Origin of the sequence: Streptomyces adelaidensis, assembly GCF_016598475.1 — a bacterium.
GTDB classification, from domain to species: domain Bacteria; phylum Actinomycetota; class Actinomycetes; order Streptomycetales; family Streptomycetaceae; genus Streptomyces; species Streptomyces adelaidensis.
This window is the reverse complement of sequence record NZ_JAEMUX010000071.1, coordinates 15,148-38,209: the sequence shown is the minus strand read 5'-3', so window position 1 is coordinate 38,209 and position 23,062 is coordinate 15,148. Positions and strand designations below refer to the sequence as shown.

At 73.1% G+C, this 23,062-nt stretch carries 15 protein-coding genes and 1 pseudogene; 11 read left to right on the top strand and 5 right to left on the bottom strand.

The genetic code is table 11. The features are described 5' to 3' along the window. The first annotated feature begins 17 nt into the window (after positions 1–17). From I8N67_RS31165 to I8N67_RS31125, 9 genes are all read left to right on the top strand, one after another. Complete coding sequence (locus I8N67_RS31165; protein WP_200307581.1) at positions 18–1,199, top strand: NAD(P)/FAD-dependent oxidoreductase; 1,182 nt, start codon at positions 18–20, stop codon at positions 1,197–1,199. After that, complete coding sequence (locus I8N67_RS31160; protein WP_200307580.1) at positions 1,196–1,495, top strand: (2Fe-2S)-binding protein; 300 nt, start codon at positions 1,196–1,198, stop codon at positions 1,493–1,495. The genes I8N67_RS31165 and I8N67_RS31160 overlap by 4 nt, the downstream gene beginning before the upstream one ends. Next, positions 1,485–2,966, top strand: coding sequence for an FAD/NAD(P)-dependent oxidoreductase (locus I8N67_RS31155; RefSeq protein WP_200307579.1), 1,482 nt, complete (start codon positions 1,485–1,487; stop codon positions 2,964–2,966). Before I8N67_RS31160 ends, I8N67_RS31155 begins: the two co-directional genes overlap by 11 nt. Positions 2,967–3,082: 116 nt before the next feature. Next, complete coding sequence (locus I8N67_RS31150; RefSeq protein ID WP_200307578.1) at positions 3,083–3,979, top strand: dihydrodipicolinate synthase family protein; 897 nt, start codon at positions 3,083–3,085, stop codon at positions 3,977–3,979. Positions 3,980–4,002: 23 nt separating this feature from the next. Continuing rightward, positions 4,003–5,004 (top strand): proline racemase family protein, encoded by a 1,002-nt coding sequence (locus I8N67_RS31145; protein WP_200307577.1) that lies wholly within the window; start codon positions 4,003–4,005, stop codon positions 5,002–5,004. Positions 5,005–5,135: 131 nt separating this feature from the next. Then, positions 5,136–5,807, top strand: a complete 672-nt coding sequence (locus I8N67_RS31140) for a GntR family transcriptional regulator (RefSeq protein ID WP_200307576.1) — start codon at positions 5,136–5,138, stop codon at positions 5,805–5,807. Positions 5,808–5,908: 101 nt separating this feature from the next. Continuing rightward, positions 5,909–6,436 (top strand): NUDIX hydrolase family protein, encoded by a 528-nt coding sequence (locus I8N67_RS31135; RefSeq protein WP_200307592.1) that lies wholly within the window; start codon positions 5,909–5,911, stop codon positions 6,434–6,436. Between the two features lie 174 nt (positions 6,437–6,610). Next, positions 6,611–14,965 (top strand): type I polyketide synthase, encoded by an 8,355-nt coding sequence (locus I8N67_RS31130; RefSeq protein WP_200307591.1) that lies wholly within the window; start codon positions 6,611–6,613, stop codon positions 14,963–14,965. After that, positions 14,962–16,473 carry a tryptophan 7-halogenase gene (locus tag I8N67_RS31125; protein WP_307835424.1) on the top strand — a complete coding sequence of 504 codons (1,512 nt, stop codon included), beginning with the start codon at positions 14,962–14,964 and terminating at the stop codon, positions 16,471–16,473. The genes I8N67_RS31130 and I8N67_RS31125 overlap by 4 nt, the downstream gene beginning before the upstream one ends. A 469-nt stretch (positions 16,474–16,942) precedes the next feature. Here I8N67_RS31125 and I8N67_RS43185 read toward each other — a convergent pair whose 3' ends face one another. Beyond that, positions 16,943–17,467: an Lrp/AsnC ligand binding domain-containing protein gene (locus I8N67_RS43185; protein ID WP_234046587.1), complete on the bottom strand. Its 525-nt coding sequence runs from the start codon at positions 17,465–17,467 to the stop codon at positions 16,943–16,945. A gap of 102 nt (positions 17,468–17,569) precedes the next feature. Here I8N67_RS43185 and I8N67_RS43180 point away from each other — a divergent pair, with 102 nt between their 5' ends. Then, positions 17,570–17,836 carry a hypothetical protein gene (locus I8N67_RS43180; RefSeq protein ID WP_234046586.1) on the top strand — a complete coding sequence of 89 codons (267 nt, stop codon included), beginning with the start codon at positions 17,570–17,572 and terminating at the stop codon, positions 17,834–17,836. Positions 17,837–17,934: 98 nt separating this feature from the next. Here the strand turns inward: I8N67_RS43180 and I8N67_RS31110 are convergent, their stop codons facing one another. From I8N67_RS31110 to I8N67_RS31100, 3 genes are all read right to left on the bottom strand, one after another. Further along, the gene (locus I8N67_RS31110) at positions 17,935–18,672 is read right to left on the bottom strand and encodes a patatin-like phospholipase family protein (protein WP_200307575.1); all 738 of its coding nucleotides are present in this window, start codon (positions 18,670–18,672) and stop codon (positions 17,935–17,937) included. 151 nt (positions 18,673–18,823) lie between these two features. After that, positions 18,824–20,281, bottom strand: a complete 1,458-nt coding sequence (locus I8N67_RS31105; RefSeq protein WP_200307574.1) for a tetratricopeptide repeat protein — start codon at positions 20,279–20,281, stop codon at positions 18,824–18,826. Positions 20,282–20,440: 159 nt separating this feature from the next. Then, the gene (locus I8N67_RS31100) at positions 20,441–21,355 is read right to left on the bottom strand and encodes an MBL fold metallo-hydrolase (RefSeq protein WP_200307573.1); all 915 of its coding nucleotides are present in this window, start codon (positions 21,353–21,355) and stop codon (positions 20,441–20,443) included. Positions 21,356–21,741: 386 nt separating this feature from the next. Between I8N67_RS31100 and I8N67_RS31090 the strand changes: the two genes are divergently transcribed. Beyond that, positions 21,742–22,614, top strand: a complete 873-nt coding sequence (locus I8N67_RS31090; protein WP_200307572.1) for a LysR family transcriptional regulator — start codon at positions 21,742–21,744, stop codon at positions 22,612–22,614. An 84-nt stretch (positions 22,615–22,698) separates the two neighbouring features. Here I8N67_RS31090 and I8N67_RS31085 read toward each other — a convergent pair. Beyond that, a pseudogene (locus I8N67_RS31085) lies at positions 22,699–23,018 on the bottom strand (DUF6191 domain-containing protein). Between the last annotated feature and the right edge of the window lie 44 nt (positions 23,019–23,062).

The following is a 23,062-nucleotide window of genomic DNA, read 5'->3' as shown; positions in this document are numbered from 1 at the left end:
TGTGACATAGTACTGAGGTGACCGAGCGACTGACCTGCGACGTCGTGGTTGTCGGAGCGGGAATGGTGGGCGCGGCCTGCGCCCTGTACGCGGCCCGGGCGGGTCTCAGCGTCGTCGTGATGGACCGTGGCCCGGTGGCCGGCGGCACGACCGGCGCCGGTGAGGGCAACCTCCTGGTCTCCGACAAGGAACCGGGCCCGGAGCTCGAACTCGCCCTGCTGTCCAACCACTTGTGGGTCGACCTGGCCGCCGAGCCCGGCCTGGGAGCGGCGATCGAGTACGAGCCGAAGGGCGGGGTCGTAGTCGCCTCCGCACCGGAAGGTCTCGCCGCACTGGAGCGCTTCGCGGCGGAGCAGCGCACCGCAGGGGTCGAGGCCGTGGCCGTCGCCGCACACCAACTACCCGATCTGGAACCCTACTTGACCCCCGGTCTAGCCGGCGGCGTGCACTACCCGCAGGACGCCCAGGTCATGCCCACCCTGGCCGCCGCCCATCTCGTACGGGCCTCCGGCGCCCGGCTGCTCACCGGTCGGACCGTGAGCGAGGTGCTGCGCACGCCGGACGGCGCCGTACGCGGAGTTCGCACCGACCGGGGCGACATCCACACCCCGGCGGTCGTGAACGCCGCCGGGACCTGGGGCGGTGAGCTGGCCGCGCTCGCCGGCGTCACCCTGCCCGTCCTCCCCCGGCGCGGCTTCGTCCTCGTCACCGAACCGCTGCCGCCCCTGGTGCGGCACAAGGTGTACGCCGCCGACTATGTGGCCGACGTCGCCAGTGACTCGGCGGCGCTCCAGACCTCCCCGGTCGTCGAGGGCACGGCCGCCGGGCCGGTGCTGATCGGCGCGAGCCGGGAACGGGTCGGCTTCGACCGGTCGTTCTCGCTGCCCGTCGTACGGGCGCTGGCGGCCGGCGCGACCCGGCTGTTCCCGTTCCTGGAGCGGGTGCGGGCGATGCGGACGTACGTCGGCTTCCGGCCGTACATGCCCGACCATCTGCCCGCGATCGGGCCGGACCCCCGGGTGCCGGGGCTGTTCCACGCCTGTGGTCACGAGGGCGCCGGCATCGGACTCGCCACGGGCACCGGGCAGTTGATCGCCCAGGTGCTCGGGGGCAGGACGCCCGATCTGGACCTCGCGCCGTTCCGCCCGGACCGTTTCGACGGGGCCGGTGCCAATGAGTTCAGCAGGGAGACCCCGTGAATCCACTGGAGTTGGCGGACGCGGCACCGGGCCCGGCCTTCGCCGTGACCCTTGACGGCCGTGAGCTGGCGGCGCTGCCCGGTCAGACGGTCGGTGCCGCGCTCTGGGCCGCCGGGGTGACGTCCTGGCGCACCACGCGGGGCGAGAGCCGTCCGCGTGGGATCTTCTGCGGTATCGGCGTCTGCTTCGACTGTCTCGTCACCGTCAACGACCGCCCGAACCAACGCGCTTGTCTGGTTCCGCTCCGGCCGGGGGACGCGATCCGTACGCAGGAGGGGACGGGCCATGAGCTCTGACGACGGGCGGCCCCGTCTCGCGGTCGTCGGCGCGGGCCCGGCCGGGCTCGCCGCCGCCCTGGCGGCGGCCGGACAGGGCGTACGGGTCATGGTGATCGACTCGGCGGAGGCACCCGGCGGCCAGTTCTACCGGCAGCCCGCGGCCGGCCTCGGCGCACGGCGCCCGCAGGCGCTGCACCACCAGTGGCGGACCTGGCGGCGGCTGCGGGAGGGCCTCGACCGGCACATCGCCGCCGGACTCGTCACGCACCGCCCGGACCATCACGTCTGGTGTGTGGAGCAGCGGCCCGAGGGGCCCCTGAGCTCCCTGGGCTCCCGGCGCTTCACCGTGCACGCGCTGCGCGGCCCCGCGCAGGAGGACCCTGTCGAGGTGCGGGCGGACGCCGTCCTGCTCGCGACCGGCGGCTACGAGAAGGTGTTGCCCTTTCCCGGCTGGACGCTGCCGGGTGTGGTCACCGCCGGGGGCGCGCAGGCCATGCTGAAGGGCGGGCTCGTGGTGTCCGGCCGTACGGCGGTCGTCGCCGGGACCGGTCCGCTGCTGCTGCCGGTGGCGACCGGGCTCGCGGCGGCGGGGGTCACGGTGGCCGCGCTGGTGGAGTCCGCGGACCCGAAGGCCTTGGTACGGCGGGCCGGGGCGCTGGCGGGCCGGGCGGACAAGCTCGCCGAAGGGGCCGGATACGCGGTGGAGTTGCTGCGGCGCCGGGTGCGGACCCTCGTACGTCACACGGTCGTCGAGGCGCACGGCACCGACCGGCTGGAGGCCGTGACCGTCGCCGAGCTCGACGCCGGGGGCCGGGTCCGGCCCGGCAGCGAGCGGCGTATCCGCTGCGACACGCTCGCCGTCGGGCACGGCATGCTCCCGCACACCGACCTCGCCGAGGCGCTCGGCTGCCGCGTCGAGCCCGACGGGACGCGCGTGTGGGTCGACGACGAGCAGCGCACCGATGTGCCAGGGGCCTGGGCGGCCGGCGAGATCACCGGGATCGGCGGCGCGGCCCTCTCCCTCGCCGAGGGGCACATCGCCGGCCGGTCGGCGGGCGCCCGGCTCCAGGGCCGGGAGCCGGTGCCGGACGAGTGGGCGGCGGCCGCCAAGTCCCGGGGAGAACTCCGGGAGTTCCTCGGCGTGCTCGACACCGTGTACGTACCGCCTGCGCACTGGGTGGATCAGGTCACCGACGACACGGTCGTCTGCCGGTGCGAGGAGGTGACCGCCGGGGCCGTCCGCGTGGCCGTCGCGGAGCTGGGCGCCGGGGACGTCCGGACGGTGAAGCTGCTCACCCGTGCCGGGATGGGCTGGTGCCAGGGCCGCATGTGCGGGCCGGCGGTCGCGGGGATCGCCGGGTGCGCGGAGGCCGTGTCCCGGCGGCCCTTCGCCCGGCCGGTGCCGCTGGGCGTACTGGCTCGGGCGGGAGAGACGGCCGGGAAGCCCGGGAAGCCCCGAGAGAACGAGGACGCCGATGACATCCCGTAGCCGTTCCCCTGCCTCCTGCCCCTTGCCCTCTGACCTCGTCCATCAGCGCCCCCGTTCAGTGCTATGTCACACCCCAATGTCACCCCCAATGTCACCCCATCGAGAGGGAGCCCACCATGACCCCCACCGACAACCGCCCCTGGCGCGGCGTGCTCGTCGCCACCGCCCTCCCCCTCCGCGACGATCTGTCCGTGGACCACGACAAGTACGCCGAGCACTGCGCCTGGCTGGTCGAGAACGGCTGTGACGGTGTCGTGCCGAACGGCTCGCTCGGCGAGTACCAGGTGCTGACGCCCGAGGAGCGCGCCAAGGTCGTGGAGACGGCCGTCGCGGCGATCGGCGGTGCGCGGGTGATGCCGGGGGTCGCCGCGTACGGGTCCGCCGAGTCCCGCCGCTGGGCCGAGCAGGCGCGCGACGCGGGCTGCGCGTCGGTGATGCTGCTGCCGCCGAACGCGTACCGCGCCGACGAGCGTTCCGTGCTCGCGCACTACGCGGAGGTCGCGAAGGCGGGCGTCCCGATCGTGGCGTACAACAACCCGATCGACACCAAGGTGGACCTCGTCCCCGAACTGCTGGCCAAGCTGCACGGCGAGGGTTGCATCCGGGCCGTGAAGGAGTTCTCCGGGGATGTCCGGCGGGCCTATCAGCTGGCCGAACTCGCCCCGGAACTCGACCTGTTGATCGGGGCGGACGACGTGCTGCTGGAGCTGGCTCTGGCGGGCGCGAAGGGCTGGGTGGCCGGCTATCCGAACGCCTTGCCCGCCGCGACGGTGGAGCTGTACCACGCGGCCGTGGACGGCGACCTCGCGACAGCCAAGGGGCTGTACGAGCAGTTGCACCCGCTGCTGCGCTGGGACTCCAAGGTCGAGTTCGTGCAGGCCATCAAGTTGTCCATGGACATCGTGGGCCGGCACGGGGGACGCTGCCGTCCGCCGCGTGTGGAGCTGCTGCCGGAGCAGGAGGCCGTGATCCGCGCGGCCACCGAGAAGGCCGTCGCCGCGGGGCTCGCGTAGCCCATGGAGGAGGGAGACCGGTCATGCGCAGCAAACTCGTCCTGCACGCCGTCGACTCGCACACCGAGGGCATGCCCACCCGGGTGATCACCGGCGGGATCGGCACGATCCCGGGCGCGACCATGAACGAACGGCGGCTGTGGTTCCGTGAACACCGGGACGACGTCAAGCAGTTGCTGATGAACGAGCCGCGCGGCCACGCGGCGATGAGCGGCGCGATCCTGCAGCCGCCCACCCGTCCCGACTGCGACTACGGCGTCGTCTACATCGAGGTCTCCGGCTATCTGCCCATGTGCGGCCACGGCACGATCGGCGTCGCGACCGTGCTCGTCGAGACCGGCATGGTCGAGGTCGTCGAACCGGTCACCACCATCCGCCTCGACACCCCGGCGGGCCTCGTCGTGGCCGAGGTCGCGGTGGAGGACGGCGCGGCGAAGGCGGTCACCTTGCAGAACGTGCCGTCGTTCTCCGTCGGCCTCGACCGCAAGGCCACCCTCGCCGACGGGCGGACAGTGACATACGACCTGGCGTACGGCGGCAACTTCTACGCCATCCTGCCGCTGGAGCAGTTCGGGCTGCCCTTCGACCGCGACCGCAAGGACGACATCCTCAAGGCCGGCCTCGCTCTGATGGACGCCGTCAACGCCGACGAGGAGCCCGTCCACCCCGAGGACCCCTCGATCCACGGTGTCCACCACGTCCACCTGTACGCCCCGGGCGCCACCGCCCGGCAGTCGCGGCACGCGATGGCCATCCACCCCGGCTGGTTCGACCGCTCACCCTGCGGGACGGGCACCAGCGCACGCATGGCGCAACTGCACGCGCGGGGCGAACTGCCCCTGCACACCGAGTTCGTGAACGAGTCCTTCATCGGCACCCGGTTCACGGGACGGCTGCTCGGCGAGACCCAGGTGGCCGGGAGGCCGGCCGTGCTGCCCAGTTTCACCGGCCGTGCCTGGATCACCGGCACGGCCCAGTATCTGCTCGACCCTTCCGACCCGTTCCCGTCCGGATTCGTCCTCTAGGACTCCACGATCAGGACTCCACGATCAGGCTTCCCACGATCAGGACTTCGCGATCACTACTCGGCGATCACGACTTGGCGACAGGCCTCCGCGATTCCGCGATCCAGGCCTCCGCGATTCAGGAGAGACCCATGGCACCGTCCGCACCCGCCCTGCCCGTGCTCGGCGGCAAGAAGGGCAGCTACCGCGAGCGGGTCGCCGACGCGCTACGGGCCGCGCTGATCGCCGGTGAGCTGCGGCCGGGCGAGGTGTACTCCGCGCCCGCGCTCGCCGCCCGCTTCGGCGTCTCGGCCACGCCGGTGCGCGAGGCCATGCTGGATCTGGCCAAAGAAGGCCTGGTCGACACCGTGCCCAACAAGGGCTTCCGGGTCACCGTCGTCACCGAGAGTCAGCTCGACGAGTACACCCACATCCGCTCGCTCATCGAGATCCCGACCACCGTCGACCTGGCCCGGACCGCCGACCCGGTCTCCCTGGAGGCGCTGCGGCCCGCCGCCCGGGAGATCGTCGCCGCAGCGGCCGCCGGGGACCTCATCGCGTACGTCGAGGCCGACACCCGCTTCCACCTCGGTCTGCTCGCCCTCGCGGGCAACGCGCACCTCGTCGAGGTGGTCGGTGACCTGCGCAAACGCTCCCGCCTCTACGGTCTGACCGCGCTCGTCGAGGGGGGCCGGCTGCTCTCCTCCGCCCAGGAGCACCTGGAACTCCTGGACGCGCTGCTCGACCGCGACGCGGACGCCGTACGCGCGGTGATGACGCGCCATCTCGGTCATGTGCGCGGGATGTGGGCCGCCCACGACTGATCGTCGGCGGGGTGCATGGGAGCGGAGCGAGCGGGGCAATGTGTGATCGGAGCGACGCGCGCTCCGCGTGAGGTAGAAAGTATGATCGGCCAATGTCTGACATGACCGAAACCACGCCGGGCTGGCTGACGTCCGACGACCTCGAATCGGCACGCGCCCGGATGCCGATCCTGTATGTCGAGGCCGTGCCCGTGCGCGTCGACGACAGCGGCGAAGTCACCAGTATCGGCCTGCTGCTGCGCATCGGCTCGGAGGGAACGGTCAGCCGCACGCTGGTCGCCGGCCGCGTGATGCACCACGAGCGGGTACGCGACGCCCTTCTGCGTCATCTGGAGAAGGACCTCGGCCCGGTGGCGCTGCCCCGCGTCCCGTCGTCGCTCCAGCCCTTCACCGTCGCCGAGTACTTCCCGACCCAGGGCATAACGCCGTTCCACGACCCTCGGCAGCACGCGGTGTCCCTCGCCTACATCGTCCCGGTGTCCGGCGACTGCCGTCCCCGGCAGGACGCGCTCGACCTGGTGTGGCTCAGCCCGCAGGAGGCGGCGTCGGAGTCGGTGCAGAGCGAGATGCCGGGCGGTCAGGGAGTCCTGCTGAAGCAGGCGCTCGCCCACGTCGGCTGCCTGTCCTAGGCCGTGCCGGTGTAGGCCGTGCCGGTGTAGGCCGTGCCGGTGTAGGCCACCGTCCGAAACGCCGGTCCTCGGCATGTTCGAACATTCGGTCGTCGCCCCATAGGGTCAACGCGTTTGCTCCGCAAGGAGATCGACGGCGTGGACGCGGGCCCGTACGGGCCGGGGAGGCGGCACATGTTCGGGGACGAGTTCGGGGACGGGTTCGGGGACGAGCTGATACGACCACTGCCGGAGTCGCTGAAGGCGCACGCGGAGAGGTCACCGGCACGGGTGGCCTTCGCCTGCGACCTGCGGGCCGTGACCTACGCCGAGTTGGAGCGGCGCACCGGCCGGCTGGCCGCGTATCTCGCCCGGACGGGTCTGGAGCGCGGCGACCGGGTCGCGATCTGCCTCGGCAACGGCGTGGAGATGGTGGAGAGCGTCCTCGCCACCGTGCGGGCCGGGGCCGTCGGCGTCCCCCTCAACCCCCGCTCCTCCGACGCCGAACTGGACCACTTCCTCCAGGACAGCGGCGCCTCGGTCCTCATCACCGATCCCGCGCGGCTCACCCGCCTGCACCGCCTGCACCCGGACACCGGACAGCCCCGGCCGCGTGTCGTGCTGACCGGTACGGGGCCGGTCCCGGCGGACGCCCCCGACGGCACGGTCCTCCTCGAAACCGCTGTGGCGGACGAGGCGACACCGGGCCCCCTGGAGCCCCGGGACGATCTCGGGCTCGACGAGCCGGCCTGGATGCTCTACACCTCCGGCACCACCCATCGTCCCAAGGGCGTGCTGTCCACCCAGCGGGCCGCCCTGTGGTCGGTGGCCGCCTGCTACGCCCCGATCTTCGGGCTCTCCGCCGAGGACCGGCTGCTGTGGCCCCTGCCGCTGTTCCACAGCTTCGGGCACTCCCTCGCGATTCTGGGCGTCACCACGGTCGGCGCGAGCGCCCGCATCACCACCGAACTCCTTCCGCCCGACGGCCTGTGGCGGGAGCTGCGCACCCCGCACGAGGCCCTCGACGGCCCCTTCACCATGCTGGCCGGGGTACCCGCGACCTACCACCAGCTGGTGGCGTCGGCCGAGGACACCCCCCTGCCGGCGGGTCCGCGGACCTGCGTCGTGGCCGGCGCGCCGAGTTCCCCCGCGCTGCGCCGGACCGTGGAGAAGGCGCTCGGCGCACCCCTGCTCGACGCGTACGGCAGCACCGAGACCTGCGGGATGATCGCGGTGAACCGGCCGGACGGGCCGCGAGTCGACGGTTCCTGCGGGGCGCCGGTACCGGGCGTGGCCGTACGGGTCGTCGATCCGGGTACTGGCAACGATGTCGCGGACGGCGTCGAGGGCGAGATCTGGGTACGCGGCCCGGGCCTGATGAGCGGCTACCACAACCTGCCCGAGGCGACCGGGGCGGCGCTGTCGGACGGCTGGTACCGCACCGGTGACCTGGGGAGCCGCGCCGAACACGGCCATCTGGTGCTCACCGGGCGGGTCAGCGAACTGATCAACCGGGGCGGCGAGAACATCCACCCCACCGAGATCGAACAGGCCCTGCTGCACAGCCCCGGCGTGGCTGACGCGGTGGTGGTGGGCGTGGCGCACGACGTCCTCGGCGAGGTCCCGGTGGCCTTCGTCGTACCGGGTCCTGAGGGGTTCGACCCGCAGCGGGTACTGGCCGCGTGCCGCGCCCGGCTGGCCGAGTACAAGCTGCCGGCCGAGATCCATGAGATCGCCGCGGTGCCGCGTACCGCGTCCGGGAAGATCGCCCGGCACGCGGTCGTCACGGATGTGGCGCGGCCGGTTGCGGGGTGGCCTTCGGCTGTCCCGCCGGCCGACGCCGTCCTGCGCCGGCGGCTGCTGGACCTGCCGCCGGCGGGGCGGGAGCGGGCGCTACGGGAGGCGGTGCTCGCGGAGACGGCCGAGGTGTGCGGCGGCGGACCGTACGAACGGCTGGACGCGGAGGGCCCGTTCACCGGTCTCGGGCTGACGTCGGCGGGGGCGGTCACACTGATCGAGCGGCTCGGCGCGGCGACCGGCCTGCGGCTCCCGTCGACGCTGGTGTTCGACCATCCGACTCCGGCGGACCTCGCCCGGTCCCTTCACACCACCCTCTTCGGCACGCTGACGGACGCCGCCGCGACACAGGCGGCGGTGCCGGTGCCGACACCGGCGGACGATCCGGTGGTGATCGTCGCCATGGGCGGCCGTTACCCCGGAGACGTGTACTCCCCCGAAGACCTGTGGCGGCTGGTGTCGGAGGGCGGGGACGCCACCTCGGACTTCCCCGACGACCGCGGCTGGGACCTGGCCGCGCTCTACGATCCCGACCCGGACCGGTTCGGCACCTCGTACACCCGCCGTGGTGGATTCCTGCACCGGGCCGGGGAGTTCGACGCCGGGCTGTTCGGGATCTCGCCGCGTGAGGCGCTGGCGACGGACCCGCAGCAGCGGCTGCTGCTGGAGACCTCGTGGGAGGTCTGGGAGCGGGCCGGCATCGATCCGGCCGCGCTGCGCGAGAGCGAGACGGGTGTCTTCGTCGGCATGATGCACGCCGACTACTCCACCCGTTTCAGTCACCACGAACTGGAGGCCCATCTGGGGCTGGGGTCGTCCAGCAGTGTGGCGGCCGGCCGGATCTCGTACGTGTACGGGCTGCGCGGGCCGTCGATCACGGTCGACACCGCCTGTTCCTCCTCCCTGGTGGCATTGCACTGGGCCGCGGCGGCCCTGCGGTCCGGCGAGTGCTCCCTGGCCCTCGCCGGTGGAGTCACGGTGATGGCGACCCCCAAGCCCTTCACGGCGTTCAGCCGACAGCGCGGTCTCTCCCCCGACGGCCGGTGCAAGTCGTTCTCGGCCTCCGCCGACGGCACCGCCTGGGCCGAGGGCGCCGGCCTGGTGCTGCTGGAGCGCCTCTCCGACGCCCGCCGCAACGGCCACCCGGTGCTGGCCGTCCTGCGCGGCTCCGCCGTCAACTCCGACGGCGCGTCCAACGGCCTCACCGCCCCCAACGGACAGGCCCAACAGCTGCTGATCGAGCGGGCGTTGACCAATTCCGGTTTACGCCCGGACGACGTGGACGCGGTCGAGGCGCACGGCACGGGCACGACTCTGGGCGACCCCGTGGAGGCGCGGGCCCTGTTGGCCACGTACGGGCAGGGCCGCGCCGAGGACCGGCCCCCGGTGTGGCTCGGCTCGGTCAAGTCCAACCTCGGGCACACGCAGGCCGCCGCCGGTGTCGCCGGTGTCATCAAGATGGTGACGGCGATGCGGCACGGGGAACTGCCTCGGACCCTGTACGCCGAGGCCCCTTCGCCGCACGTCGACTGGGCCTCCGGCCGGGTGGAACTGCTGAACACCGCCCGGCCGTGGCCGCCGGCGGAGGGCAGGCCGCGTCGGGCCGGGGTGTCGGCGTTCGGGATCGGGGGGACCAACGCGCATGTGATCTTGGAGGAGGCTCCGCCGGGGGTCTTGGAGGAGGCCCCGCCGCTCTCCTCCGGAGCTGTCACCGAGGATGCCGGTGCGGCCGGTGCGGCCGGTCCGGCAACCGGCGTGCCCTGGCTGCTCTCCGGGGCCGACGAGGGCGCCCTGCGCGGCCAAGCCCGGCGACTCGCGACCCAGTTGGCGGCGCGGCCCGAACTGTCGTCGGCCGACGTCGGTTTCTCCCTCGCCGTATCGAGGCAGGCGCTGACCCATCGGGCCATGCTGCCGACCGGCGACCGGGCGCGGATGCGCGGCGCGTTGGAGGCGCTCGCCGAGGGCACGGACGGCACCGGCACGGAACGGGCGATCGCGGACCCGGGCCTTGGTACGGCCTTCCTGTTCACCGGCCAGGGCGCCCAACGGGCCCGCATGGGGACCGAGTTGAGGACGGCTTTCGCTGTCTTCCGTACGGCCTACGACGAGGTCTGCCGGGTACTGGACGGCCGGCTCGAACGACCGCTGGGCGTGGTGCTCTCCGCCGAGCCTGGTTCGCCGGAGGCCGCTCTCCTCGACCGTACGGACTTCACCCAGGCCGGTCTCTTCGCCTTCGAGGTGGCGCTGTTCCGACTGCTGGAGTCGTGGGGAGTGCGTGCCGACTTCCTGGCCGGGCACTCCGTCGGTGAGCTGACGGCGGCCCATGTCGCCGGCGTCCTGGACCTGACCGACGCGGCGACGCTCGTCGCGGCGCGCGGCCGGCTGATGCACGCACTGCCCGAGGGCGGCGCGATGGTGGCCCTGCACGCGACGGAGGAGGAAGTACTCGCCGCGCTGGCCGGCTTCGGGGAGGGCGAAGGCGCCGCGCAGGTGGCGATCGCCTCCGTGAACGGGCCCCGGAGCGTGGTGATCTCCGGCGTACGGGACGCGGTGCTCGCCGTCGCCGCCGGGTTCGCGGCGCGTGGCCGGCGGACCGTACGGCTGCGGGTCGGGCATGCCTTCCACTCGCCGCTGGTGGAGCCGATGCTCGACGAGTTCCGCCGGGTCGCCGAAGGGCTGACGTTCCGGCCGCCGCGCACTCCGGTGGTCTCGGCGGTCACGGGCCGCCCCGCCGACGCGGACGAGTTGTGCTCCCCGGGGTACTGGGTGAGGCACGCCCGGCTGCCGGTGCGGTTCGCCGACGCCGTGCGGTGGCTCGGGGACAACGGGGTGACGGCGTTCCTGGAACTCGGCCCGCATCCGACGCTCATCGCGGCGGCCGAAAACTGTCTGCCCGGCCCGTCCGACGGCGGCGCCGGCCCCCTCTTCGCAGCCGCCACCCGGACCGGCGAACGCGAACCGGATACCCTGCTGGCCGCCGTCGCCCGTCTCCACGTCCGTGGGGCGCGCGTCGACTGGCCCGCCGCTCTCGCAGACACCGGGGCCCGGCGGGTGGACCTGCCGACGTACGCCTTCCAGCGGCAGCGGTACTGGCTCAACCCGCCCCGCACAGCCGGCCGGGCGGCGGCGGCTTCCCACGGCCATCCCCTGCTGGGTCCGGCCTTCTCGGTCCCGGACACGGGGCGAACCGTGCTCTCCGGCCACCTGTCCCCCACGACCCACCCCTGGCTCACCGACCATGTGATCGCCGGGACCGTCCTCGTCCCCGCGACGGTGTTCGTGGAGATGGCCGTGCTGGCGGGTGACGAGGTCGGCTGCGACACCCTCGACGAACTCGTGCTGGCGGCGCCGCTCGCCCTGCCCGCCGCCACCGGCGCGCGCGTCCAGGTCGTGGTGGGCCGGGCCGACGACTCCGGCAGCCGGACGGTCGACATCTACTCCCGGCCCGAGGCACCGGCCGACGGCGACACGGAACCCGAATGGGCCCGCCATGCGACGGGCGTGGTCGGCATGGCCTCACCCGCAGAGCCGTCGGAGACATCGGAGACGCCCGAGCCGTCACAGACGCCGGAGCCGTCGGAGATATCGGAGACCGGGCTGGAGGAGTGGCCGCCGCCCGGCGCGACCGAGGTCGACCTCACCGACGCCTACGACAGGCTCACGGACCACGGCCTCGCCTATGGCCCGGCCTTCCGGGGCGTACGGGCGGCATGGCGGCTCGGCGACGAGCTGTTCGCCGAAGTCCGCTTGCCCGAGTGCGAGTTGGAGGGCACCGACCGGTTCGGGGTCCATCCGGCGCTGCTGGACGCGGCGCTGCACGCGCCGCTGCTCACGGGGATGTGGTCGGGTTCGGATGCCGGATCCGGCGCGATCCGGGTGCCGTTCGCCTGGAACGGGGTGCGCCTGCATGCGTCGGGCCCGTCGGCGCTACGGGTACGGGTGTCCCCGGCCGGAACGGACACGGTCGCGCTGGCCCTCGCCGACCCGGCGGGCCGCCCGGTGGCCCGGATCGACTCGCTCACCACCCGCGAACTCCCCACTCGGGCAGTCGAATCGGCCCACGAGGTGGCGCGGCGGGCCCTGTTCCGCCCCGAGTGGGCCCCCGTCGATCCGCCGCCCGGCGAAGCGCGGGACACGGACACCGAGCGCGGGCTGCCGCACTGGGCCCTCGTGGGACCGGACGAGTTGAACCTCCGCGAGGCGATCCCCGAGGTCGTCGGAGCGGACGCCGCCGAACCGGCCGCCGTCGTCCTCACCGCCGTGGGCCCGGCGGCGGCCGACGACACGCCGGTCGCCGTACGGCAGTTGACCGACCGGGTGCTGCGGACCCTCCAGGACTGGCAGGACGATCCGCGCACGGCGGGCTCCCGGCTGGTGATCGTGACGCGGAACGCGACCGCGCCGAAGCCCGATCTCGCCGGTGCGGCGGTGTGGGGGCTGGCGCGTACGGCCCAGTCAGAGCTGCCCGGTCGGGTCGTCCTGGTCGATGTGGACGGCGGGGCCGAGTCCCTACGGCTGCTGCCGGCGGCGGTGGCCACCGGCCAGCCCCAACTCGCTTTTCTTGACGGGCAGTTGAGAGTGCCACGACTGGCCGGGGCGGCGACCGTCGAATCGTCGTCCGGAGGCACGACCGACCTCCGCCCCTCCTCCGGCGACTCCGGCGCCTTCGGCCCGACCGGCACCGTCCTGATCACCGGCGGCACCGGCGCGCTGGGCGCCGAACTCGCCCGGCACCTGGTCACCACCCACGGCGTACGGCATCTCCTGCTCACCTCACGCCGAGGCCTGGACGCACCTGGCGCCGAGGAACTGCGTGCCGCGCTCGAGGAGTTGGGGACGGAGGTCAGGATCGTCGCGTGCGACACGGGCGACCGGACGGCACTCGCCGAGGTGGTCAAGGCGAGTCAGCCCGCGCTCAGCGCTGTCGTCCACGCGGCCGGGGTGCTGGACGACGGTGCGCTGGCCGCGCTGACGCCCGGGCGGATGGCGGCGGTGCTGCGGCCGAAGGCGGACGCGGCCTGGCATCTGCACGAGCTGACGAGGGACCTGGGGCTGTCGGCGTTCGTGTTGTTCTCGTCGGTGTCGGGTCTGCTCGGGCGGGCCGGCCAGGGCAACTACGCGGCGGCGAACTCCTTCCTCGACGCCCTCGCCCGCCACCGCATCGCGCTGGGTCTGCCCGCGCTCTCCTTGGCTTGGGGCCCCTGGGAGCACGGCGCCGGCATGGCGGCGGCGGACCCGCGACTCCTGAAGCCGGCGCGGCATCCGAAGGCCGGTGGGGACGTACTCCGGCCGCTCTCCGTCGAACAGGGACTCGCGCTCTTCGACGCGGCGGTACGCGACGGCGGACCCGTACTGGCGCCGGTCCTGCTGGACCGGGCGGCGCTGCGCTCCGCGCCAGGACCCCTGCCGCCGCTCCTGCGAGGGCACGAGGCGCCGCGCGCCCGTCGGCCGGCCGTCGAGGCGGAGATCGAGGCGGCCGACGGACCCGGCTCACCGGGGGTCCTGGAGCCCGGAGCCTGGCGGAAGCTGCTGGCCGAGCTGCCTGTCGCCCGACGAGGGGGCGCTCTGGCGGAGTTGATGCTCGCCGATGTGGCCCTGGTGCTCGGCTATCCGGCCGCCGACGCGTTGCCTGTCGGCAAGTCCTTCGACGAACTGGGTTTCGACTCCCTGATGGCGATCCAGGTCCGCAACCGGCTGAGCCTGGCGCTGCGGATCAGGCTCTCCGCCGCCGTCGTGTTCGACCACCCCACGGCGGAGGACCTGGCCCGCCACGTACTCGGTCTGCTGGACGACCTGCCGCAGCCGACGGTGGACGGGACGGAGAGGACAGGCGGGACGCAGGGGGCACCGCCGGACGAGCGCCCCGTGCAGTCCCTCTCCTCCCTCTACCGGCGGGTCTGCGAGGCCGGTCAGGTTCTCGCCGCGATGCACATGCTGGTGACCGCGTCGTGGGCCGTGCCGACGTTCCACGCGTCGGGCGCCCGGCGGCACGCGCTGCCTCCCCTGCGGCGGGCGGAGGGTTCGGGTGCGGGCCCGGTCGTGGTCTTCGTCAACGGGTATCACCCGACGTTCCCCGGGCCGGGCGGTGGCGCCGCACGGTTCCACGCGTGTTTCGAGGGCGACCGGGACGTCCTGGAGCTGCGGCATCCCGGAATCGACGCGGGGGCGGCCGTGCCGGAGGACCGGGAGACGCTGGCGCGTGTCCATGCCGAGACGGTGCTGCGCGAGGTGGGAGACCGGCCCTTCGTACTCGTCGGCTCGTCCACCGGCGGCGCGGTCACCCATGTCGTGACCCGGCAGCTGGAAGCCATGGGGTCCGCTCCCGTGGGCCAGGTGCTGCTGGACACGTATCTCGTCGACCGGGACAACGGTTCCACGGACTGGCTGCCGGCCCTGCCCGCGGCCCTGCTCCCCCGCCTGACCGGGGGCCCTTCGACCGGCGACGACGACAGCGCCCTCGCGGCGATGGGCGCGTACACCCGGATGTTCCTCGACTGGCGGCCGGAACCCGTCCGCACCCCGACGCTGCTGGTCCGGGCCACCCGGCCGACGCCGGAGATGTCGGCGGGCGCGGACGGCGACGACTGGCGGACGTCCTGGCCGCTGCCCCACGACGTCGTCGACGTGCCCGGCGACCACTTCTCGCTCAACCGCGAACACGCCCCGGCCACCGTGACGGCGATCCAGGCCTGGCTCGGCTCCCTCAACCACCAGGCCTCCTCCTCGACTTCGACCTCGGTAGGAGACCAGTGACTGCCAGCCACCCCCTACCTGACCGGACAGCCACCGAAGAGTTCGACGTGATCGTCGTGGGCGGCGGCCCCGCCGGTTCGACCGTCGCGTCCGCCGTGGCGCTGCGCGGCCACCGGGTCCTGCTCCTGGACCAGCAGACGTTCCCCCGCTACCAGATCGGCGAATCGCTGCTGCCCTCCACCGTCCACGGGCTGTGCCGCATCCTGGGCGTCGAGGACGAGGTCGCCCGGGCGGGGTTCAAGCTCAAGCGCGGCGGCACGTTCCGCTGGGGCCGCAACCGGGAGCCGTGGCAGTTCTCCTTCGCGCTGTCGCCGCGTCTGTCCGACCCGACCTCGTTCGCCTATCAGGTCGAGCGGTCCAAGTTCGACGCGATCCTCCTGGACAACGCCCGCCGGCTCGGCGTGGACGTACGGGAGGGCTGCCGGGTCTCGGACGTGGTCGCCGACGAGGAGCGGGTACGGGGCGTGCGCTGGACCGGCCCCGGCGGCGAGAGCCGCGAGGCCCTGGCCCGGTACGTGGTGGACGCGTCCGGCGACACCAGCCGGATCCACGGCCACGTCGGCGGGAAGCGGACGTACTCGGACTTCTTCCGGAACATCGCGGTGTTCGGGTACTTCGCCGGCGGCAAGCGGCTGCCCAGGCCGAACGACGGCAACATCTTCTGCGCCGCCTTCGAGGAGGGCTGGATCTGGTACATCCCGCTGCGGGACGACCTGACGAGCGTGGGCGCGGTGGTGAGCCGGGAGAACACCGCCTCGGCCCAGGGCGATCCGGTGGCGGCCTGGCGGCGGCTGATCGACTCGTGCCACGAGGTGCGGGACCTCCTCGACGGTGTCCCGCAGGCCACCGAGGCACCGTACGACCAGGTCCGGGTCCGCAAGGACTGGTCGTACTGGAAGATCGGACTGTGGCGGCCGGGCATGGTGCTGGCCGGTGACGCGGCCTGTTTCGTCGATCCGGTGCTGTCCTCCGGCGTGCACCTGGCCACGTACGGGGCGCTGCTCGCGGCGCGGGCGATCAACAGTTCGCTCGACGGAATCCTCGAAGAGGGCCGCTGCTTCGCGGAGTTCGAGGCGCGCTACCGGCACGAGTACGGCCTGTTCTACGAGTTCCTGGTCTCGTTCTACGACATGCACCAGGACGAGCGGTCGTACTTCTGGAAGGCCCGCAAGGTCACCCACGTCGGTGCGACGGAGCTGGAGGCGTTCGTGGAGCTGGTGGGCGGGCTGGCGTCGGGGGACGCGTCGCTCGCCGAGCCCGGGCAGCCGGGCGCGCGTCTGACGGCCGCCGCCACGGACCTCGACGCGGTCGTGGGCCGGCTCCCGGACTCCGACGGGCGGCGCAACCCGCTCTACGAGTCCGCCGCCTTCCGTCAGACGTTCCACGAGGCGTCGGTCATGCAGGAACGGGGCGTGTACGGCGGGCCGTTGGAGGACGAGTCCCCGCTGCGGCCCGGCGGCCTGGTGCCCTCCGACGACGGGCTCTCCTGGCTGGACCCCGCGCTCTGAGGGGGCATGACGGGGGCGCCCGCGCCGCGCGGATGGCTCAGCGGTACGACGCCGACACCGCGGCCCGCGTGGTCGAGCAGGCGCCCCATGTGCTTGACCGTGCGCAGCACCACCGAGCGGTCGTCGACGGTGAGGTGCGGCAACTTCCGTGGCAGGTGGGCCTCGAAGGCGTGCACGTCGCGCAGAGCGCGCAGCCACACGTCGATGACGAGGTTGTGCGGTCCGGCCGTGATGGCGCAGGACCGCACTTCGCGTACGCCGGCCAGCACCCGGCTGGTCTCCTCCACGTACTGGCCCGGTACGGAGGCGAAGTACACGGCGGACAGCGGCCGGCCCGACAGCGGCCGGGCGAGATCGCAGCGCAGGCTCAGCCGCGAGGCGAGCAGCGACTGCGTTCGCCGCCGCACGGTGGTGAGACTCGTGCCGGTCGCCGCCGCCAGGTCGCGGAGCGGCATACGGCCGTCGGTGCTCAGCAGTTCCAGCAGCCGGGTGTCCAGGTCGTCCCAGCGGGCCCCGGCGGTGGCGGCGGGCAGCGCGGCCGCGGGCAGCGCCGCCTCGATCCGGGAGCTCTGGACCTCGTCGAGGCTGCGCAGCCGCCATCGGCTGCCCTCGGTGGAATACCGGTGGACACATGTGTACAGGTCGCCCGCACGTACGGGGTCCGACGGAACAACGTCATGGTGCGGTCGGTGAGTTCGTGCAGGCCGCGGGCCTGCACGGCGACCACGAGGTCCCGGCCGCCCGCCGTGAGTTTGATGTTCGGCACCGCCGGGTCCGCCGCGAGGGCCCCTGCCACGTCCTCGGCGCGGCCCGGCTCGGTGTCCACCTCGACCACCGCCGTCACCACGATCCGCGAGTCGGCCAGCCGCGGACAGGCGGTCACCCACGCCGGGCCCGCCTCCGCCGGCCGTTGCCAACGCCGCGCCGCGGTCACCGGGTTGACCGCGAGCACCTCGCCGACCAGCGTCCAGGGCGCCCGGGGACTGATCTGCAAGGCGTGCACCACGCCCCGGTCGAGTTCGTCGAGCTGCTCGACGGTGGCAGCCGCTCTCCACAGCCACTTCGGCTGTTCCCGACCGCGAGGAGCACCGCGCCCATGACGTATGCGACCACTACAGGTACTCCGGGTGCTACGGGTACTACGGGTCCGGCGGGGAACACCCGTACCGCCCTGCGGATCCACCGCGCCCGGCTGATCGACGGGACCGGTGCGGCACCGGTGGACGACGCCGTCGTCACCATCGATGCGAACCCGTACGTCTTCCTGCTCCTGGCCCTGCTCCGCCGCTACGAACCGGACGCCCGCCTCGGCACGCTCATCGCCCGGCTGTCCATCTTCACCGTGCCGTTCCTCCTGGTGTGACCGGCGATCCTGGGGATGTTCCACGGGTCCGACCTGCCGCCCCGGGCGCGCACATCGGCCTGAAGTGACCGGCGTTCCGGGGCCGGGTGCCACGCGCCTCACAGCTCCTTGAGGGCGTCGCGGGTCGTGCGGTATCCCCGGTCGATCAGGTCGGGGACGCCGACGGCCGACCAGGCGGAGTTGCCGCCCGGGTCGATGGTGATGGTCAGGTCAGCCCGGAGGCCGCGGGCGGGGTGGCCGGGGCGGGACTCGAACCAGCGGCGCCACCGGGAGGTCTCGCCGAAGCCCACGGCGATGATCCGCTGAGCCCCCAGCCGGTGTGCGGCCCACACCGGCGAGGGGGAGACCACGGCGCCGTCGACGCACAGCACGCCGTCCACCCTCACGGGCGGGAACAGCCCGGGTACGGCGCTGCTGGCCCGTACGGCGGCCGCCAGCGGGCCCGAGCTGACCAGCCGGGGCGTGGCGGAGCCCAACTCGGTGACCACCGCGCCGAACGTGGTCGGTAGCTCCTCGATCAGCAGGTCGCCGACCAACTCCTCGAAGTTGCGCGCGAAGGGTGTGGTGTCCAGCAGCCCGAGGCGCGGACTGATCGCGGTGGACCCGAAGTCCGCCCACTGGACCGCCAGGAGCCGCTCGGTGATCCGCTCCTCGCTGATCCCGGCCGCCCAGACCCCGCCGATCAGCGCGCCCGCGCTGGTGCCGGTCACCACCGACACCTCGATCCCGGCCTCCTCGATCGCGCGCAACACCCCGGCGTGCGCGGCCCCGTGGGCAGCGCCGCTGGCCAGGACCAGGCCCACGCCCGTCGGCGTCCCGGAGTGCGGCGTGGCCACAGGGTGCGGTCCTTTCCGGGCGATGCCAGCTGACGGCGGGCGATCTGCGACTGAAACCCGGCGACCATCCCGTCGAATACTAGTGCGGGCCCGGCGGGCATTAGCTCATCACGCTCTCCCGCCATGCGACTTCGACGGCACCCGGCCGCGCTCAGGGCCTCGGTTCGAGATACCTGTCGTGCGGGTTCCGGCTCAGCCTCTGCGCCGCGGGCGCCGCAAGTTCGCCCGCCCGGTCGCGGGCGAGCGCGGCGCGGCCGGCTTCGCCGAGGGCGTCGGCGAGCCGGGCCTGGCTCAGCCAGTTGTACGGGCTGTGGGGGCTCAGGCCGGTGCGTTCGCCGAGCAGCAGACGGGCCAGGTCGTCGCGGCGGGCGCGCAGGGTCGCTTCGAGGAGGGTCCGCTGGATGGCGTCCCGCTGGGCGTGGCTGCCGCCGAAGGTGTGCACTCGCCGGCGGATCGGCCAGAGCAGTTCCACCACCGCCGGATAGTCGCCACGGGCGTACGCCACCAGCGCCTCGCACACGGGCAGGCCGATCTCTGCGGTCATCACCCGGTTGGTGCGGAGGCGCCCGCCGTCCTGGGCCAGCAGCCGGCGCCGCCGGTCGGCGACGAACTCGTCCGCCGTCTCCAGCCGCCCCGCGCCCGCGAAGGCCATGACGGCGTGGACGTCGTTGAAGGCGTAGAACGGCGGGTCCTCGCGCGCGGCCCACGCGTCGGCGAGGGTCTGCCAGCGGGCGTCCTGGTCCAGGTCCGCCAGGAGGAACCGCCAGAGCAGCGAGGCGGCGTCGAGGAGTTCCATCACGAACCCGGTCGACTCCTTGTGGTGCAGTACGGCGTCGTAGATCCGGATGGCCGTCCTCGTGTCCCCCGCCTCCAGGGCGTAGAGGGCGTAATGCCACCAGCTGTGCACGGTCAGCAGGCTGCCGCTCGCCCAGTCGTCCACACGTGCGTCGAGGAAGTCGATGCCCTCGGCGAACCGGCCCTGCATCTCATGGGTGTGGACGACCGCGTGGATGGCCCAGATGTCATGGGGGTTCCGCTCGACGGCGGCCCCCGCCACCTCCTGGGCCCGGCCGTAGTGCCCCGACTCCTCCAGGCCGAACGCGTACATGCCCATCAGCGGCCCGCGATGGGGATCGTCCGCCGCCCAGGCCGGCAGGGCACCGCCGATCCGGTCGCGCAGCCGCGTCGCGTCGCCGGTGAAGAAGTCGAGCTGATGGCCCACCGCCAGGGCCAGTGGGTCCCGGGGACTCTCCACGACGAGTTCCTCCAGGATCTGCCCGGCCCGCCCCAGTTCACCCCCGAGCCAGGCCTCGGCCGCGGCCATGTGCATCCGCTCCCGCCGGGGCAGCGCCGCATGGTCCAGCCCGGCGCTGAACTCCACGAAGAGGCGGCGCGCCTCGCCCGCGTCGCGCGACTCGGTCCCCAGCACCCCCAGATAGGCCGCGAACGCCTGGGCCAACGGGGCGCCCGGAGACGCCGCCACGGCGTCCGCGACCGCGGCGGGGAACTCGGGCCGGAAGAACAACAGCCCCTCCACGGCCCGGTCGAGGTGCCCCGCCCCCTCTGCGGTGCACTCGTACAGACGGTTGCCGTACCGGTCGGTCACCATGGCAGCTCATCTCCGGCGGTCTCGAATGTGGTCGACCCCGTGATGGCCGACCCGGGACGGCACGGGCCACCGCGCCACCCCCATCAAAGCGACCGACGATCCGTCCGGTCCACCGTGAAGAGCCCACACACCCCTTGATCACCACCGTGCGCCGTGGGATCAGGCAGGGGAATGCGAATCCCCCGCGACATGTTCCGCGCACAGGCAGCCGACGCCGCGCTCGATCCACTCCTGGCCGGCCCACTCCGGGTGCCGCGCGAGCATCAGCGACCGCACCTCCTCGACGATCGCCTGCTCGCCCATCGCCGAGTCCCGGCGCCGCCAGGTCTCGTCGCGCAAAAGTTCCAGATAGTCGCGGACGTCGGACAGCAGCCGCGCGCCGCCGACCTCGCCATGGCCGGGCACGACCACCCGGGGCCGCTCCGCCGACAGGCGCTTCATCACCTCGATCCAGCGGATGCCGGACACATCGGTGTCGTACGGCGGGAACCACGGAAAGATCGCGAACTGCCCGGCCTCGACGAGATCTCCGGTGAACATCACCCCGGCGTCGGGGACGGTGACCACCTGATCCCCCCTGCTGTGCGCCCGGCCGGTGGCCCGCAGCCGCACCACCCGGCCGCCCAGGTCGAGATCGAAGGCGTCCTCGTACACCATGTCGGGGGCGACCGGTTCGACCCCCTCCAGCCGACGGGCGATCGGTTCACCCAGGCCACGGAACATGTCGAGATAGGCGGTGCCCTTGGTGGCCAGGTCCGCCGCCTGGGCGCTGTTGACGAGGTAGGTCGCCTCGTCGGCGAAGACCTGTGCACCGAAGGCGTGTTCGGGGTGGAAGTGCGTCGTGGTCAGGTAGAGGCTGCGGCCCCTGGCGTACTCGGCCGCGAACGCGAGCACGTTCTCGGCGTTGCTCGGTCCCAGACCCGTCTCGACCACGAGCACGGAGTGCGTGCCGCCGACGACCCCGATATTGGGCACGAGTTGCACGCCAGGGTCGGGAATCACCACCAGGTCGTGGGCGAGCTCCGTCGCTCCCCCGGTCCGGACATCGGGGTCGGGCAAGGTGCGTTCGGGCATGGTGGCGGCTCCTCGAACTGGTCGCTCTGGTCGGTCCGGTCTGTCCCGTCGGTCCCGTGGGTTCCGTGGGTCCCGTGGGTCCCGTGGGTCCGGTCGGTCCCGTGGGTCCGGTCGGTCCCGTCGGTCCCGTCGGTCCCGTCGGTCCGGTCGGTCCGGTCAGTCCCGTCGGTCCCGTCGGTCCCGTGGGTCCGGTCAGTCCCGTGGGTCCGGTCAGTCCCGTCGGTCCCGTGGGCCCGGTCGGTCCGGTCGGCCCCGCCGGTCCCGCCGGTCCGGTCGTTCGTACGGCCGACGACCGGGTCGGTGTCGTCCCAGTCCAGTGCAACGACCCCGCAGGCGTCCAAGTCCCGTTCCGCACGGCCGATACCGGGCAGGTATCGTCGCTGGTCATGGACTTACGATCGCTGCGCTACTTCGTGGCCGTCGCCGAGGAACGACACTTCGGCCGCGCCGCTGTCCGGCTGCACATGACGCAACCCCCGCTGAGCCGCGCCGTGAAGCAGCTGGAGAACGACCTCGGTGCCGTGCTGCTGCACCGCTCCTCCAGAGGGGTCACGCTCACGGCGGCGGGGCGCGCCCTCTACGACGAGGCACGCGCCCTGTTGCGCCAGGCCGAGCAGGCCCGGACACGGGTCGCCGCCGCGGCCCGCACCGCGACCCTCGTCCTCGGCACCCTCGCCGAACAGTCGGGTACGCGGCTCGTCGCCACCTTCCGCACACGCCATCCCGACGTCCACGTCCGCATCCGCGAGGCCGACCTGACCGACCCGACCACAGGCCTACGGGCCGGACTGGTCGATGTCGCCCTCACCCGCGCCCCGTTCGACGACACCGGCATCAGCAGCCGGGTACTGCGGGCCGACCCGGTCGGCGTGGTCCTGCGCACCGACGATCCCCTGGCCGACCGCGACACCCTCCACCCGCGCGACCTCGCCACACGCCGCTGGTTCCGGCTGCCCGACGGGACCGACCCGCCCTGGCGCGCCTACTGGACCTCCCCCGCGCCGGCCGCCGGTCCGCGGGAAGGCCCGGTGGTGCGCACCGTCCACGAATGCGTACAGGCGGTCCTGTGGAACGGCACGATCGGGCTTGCTCCGCTGGTTGACGCCCTCCCCGAGGGCCTGGTCTGCGTCCCCTTGACCGACATGCCGCCCAGCCGCCTCGTCGTCGCCTGGAACACCGCCGACGCCGACCCCCTGGTCCACTCCTTCGTCCGCATCGCCACGGCCGGCTACTCCTCAGCGGCCCGATCCGCCACCTAGACGAACGGCAGCCCCGGACCGGGCAGTTGGTGTCGGCGGTGTGCCAACGCCACCACCCGCCACCCGCCACCCAACGCGCACCGGCTACCCCTCGGCCGACGGCATCCGGATGACCGCGCCCCCTCGCTCCAGGTTCACCGACGTACGGTTCGGCGGCGCCCCGTCCTCCTCGTCATCCCGCATGATCAGGGCCGACTGGCGCTCCTTCAGCTCGCTCTGCTTGCCCGGCGAAAAGCTGGCGTGGAGCTGCTCGAAGCCGGTCGACGAGATCTGGCCCTGCCGGACACCGCCCCGCCACGGCAACAGGCCCGCACGACCGGCGCGCAGCACCACCTGGTCCATAAGGCCAGGACGGTCAGCAGTGTGACGAGCCCGGGCAGGGTCGCGAAGACGGCGAATTCCACGGACCGAGTATCCGGGAACGGCAAGAGAAGTACAGGTGCGGGCC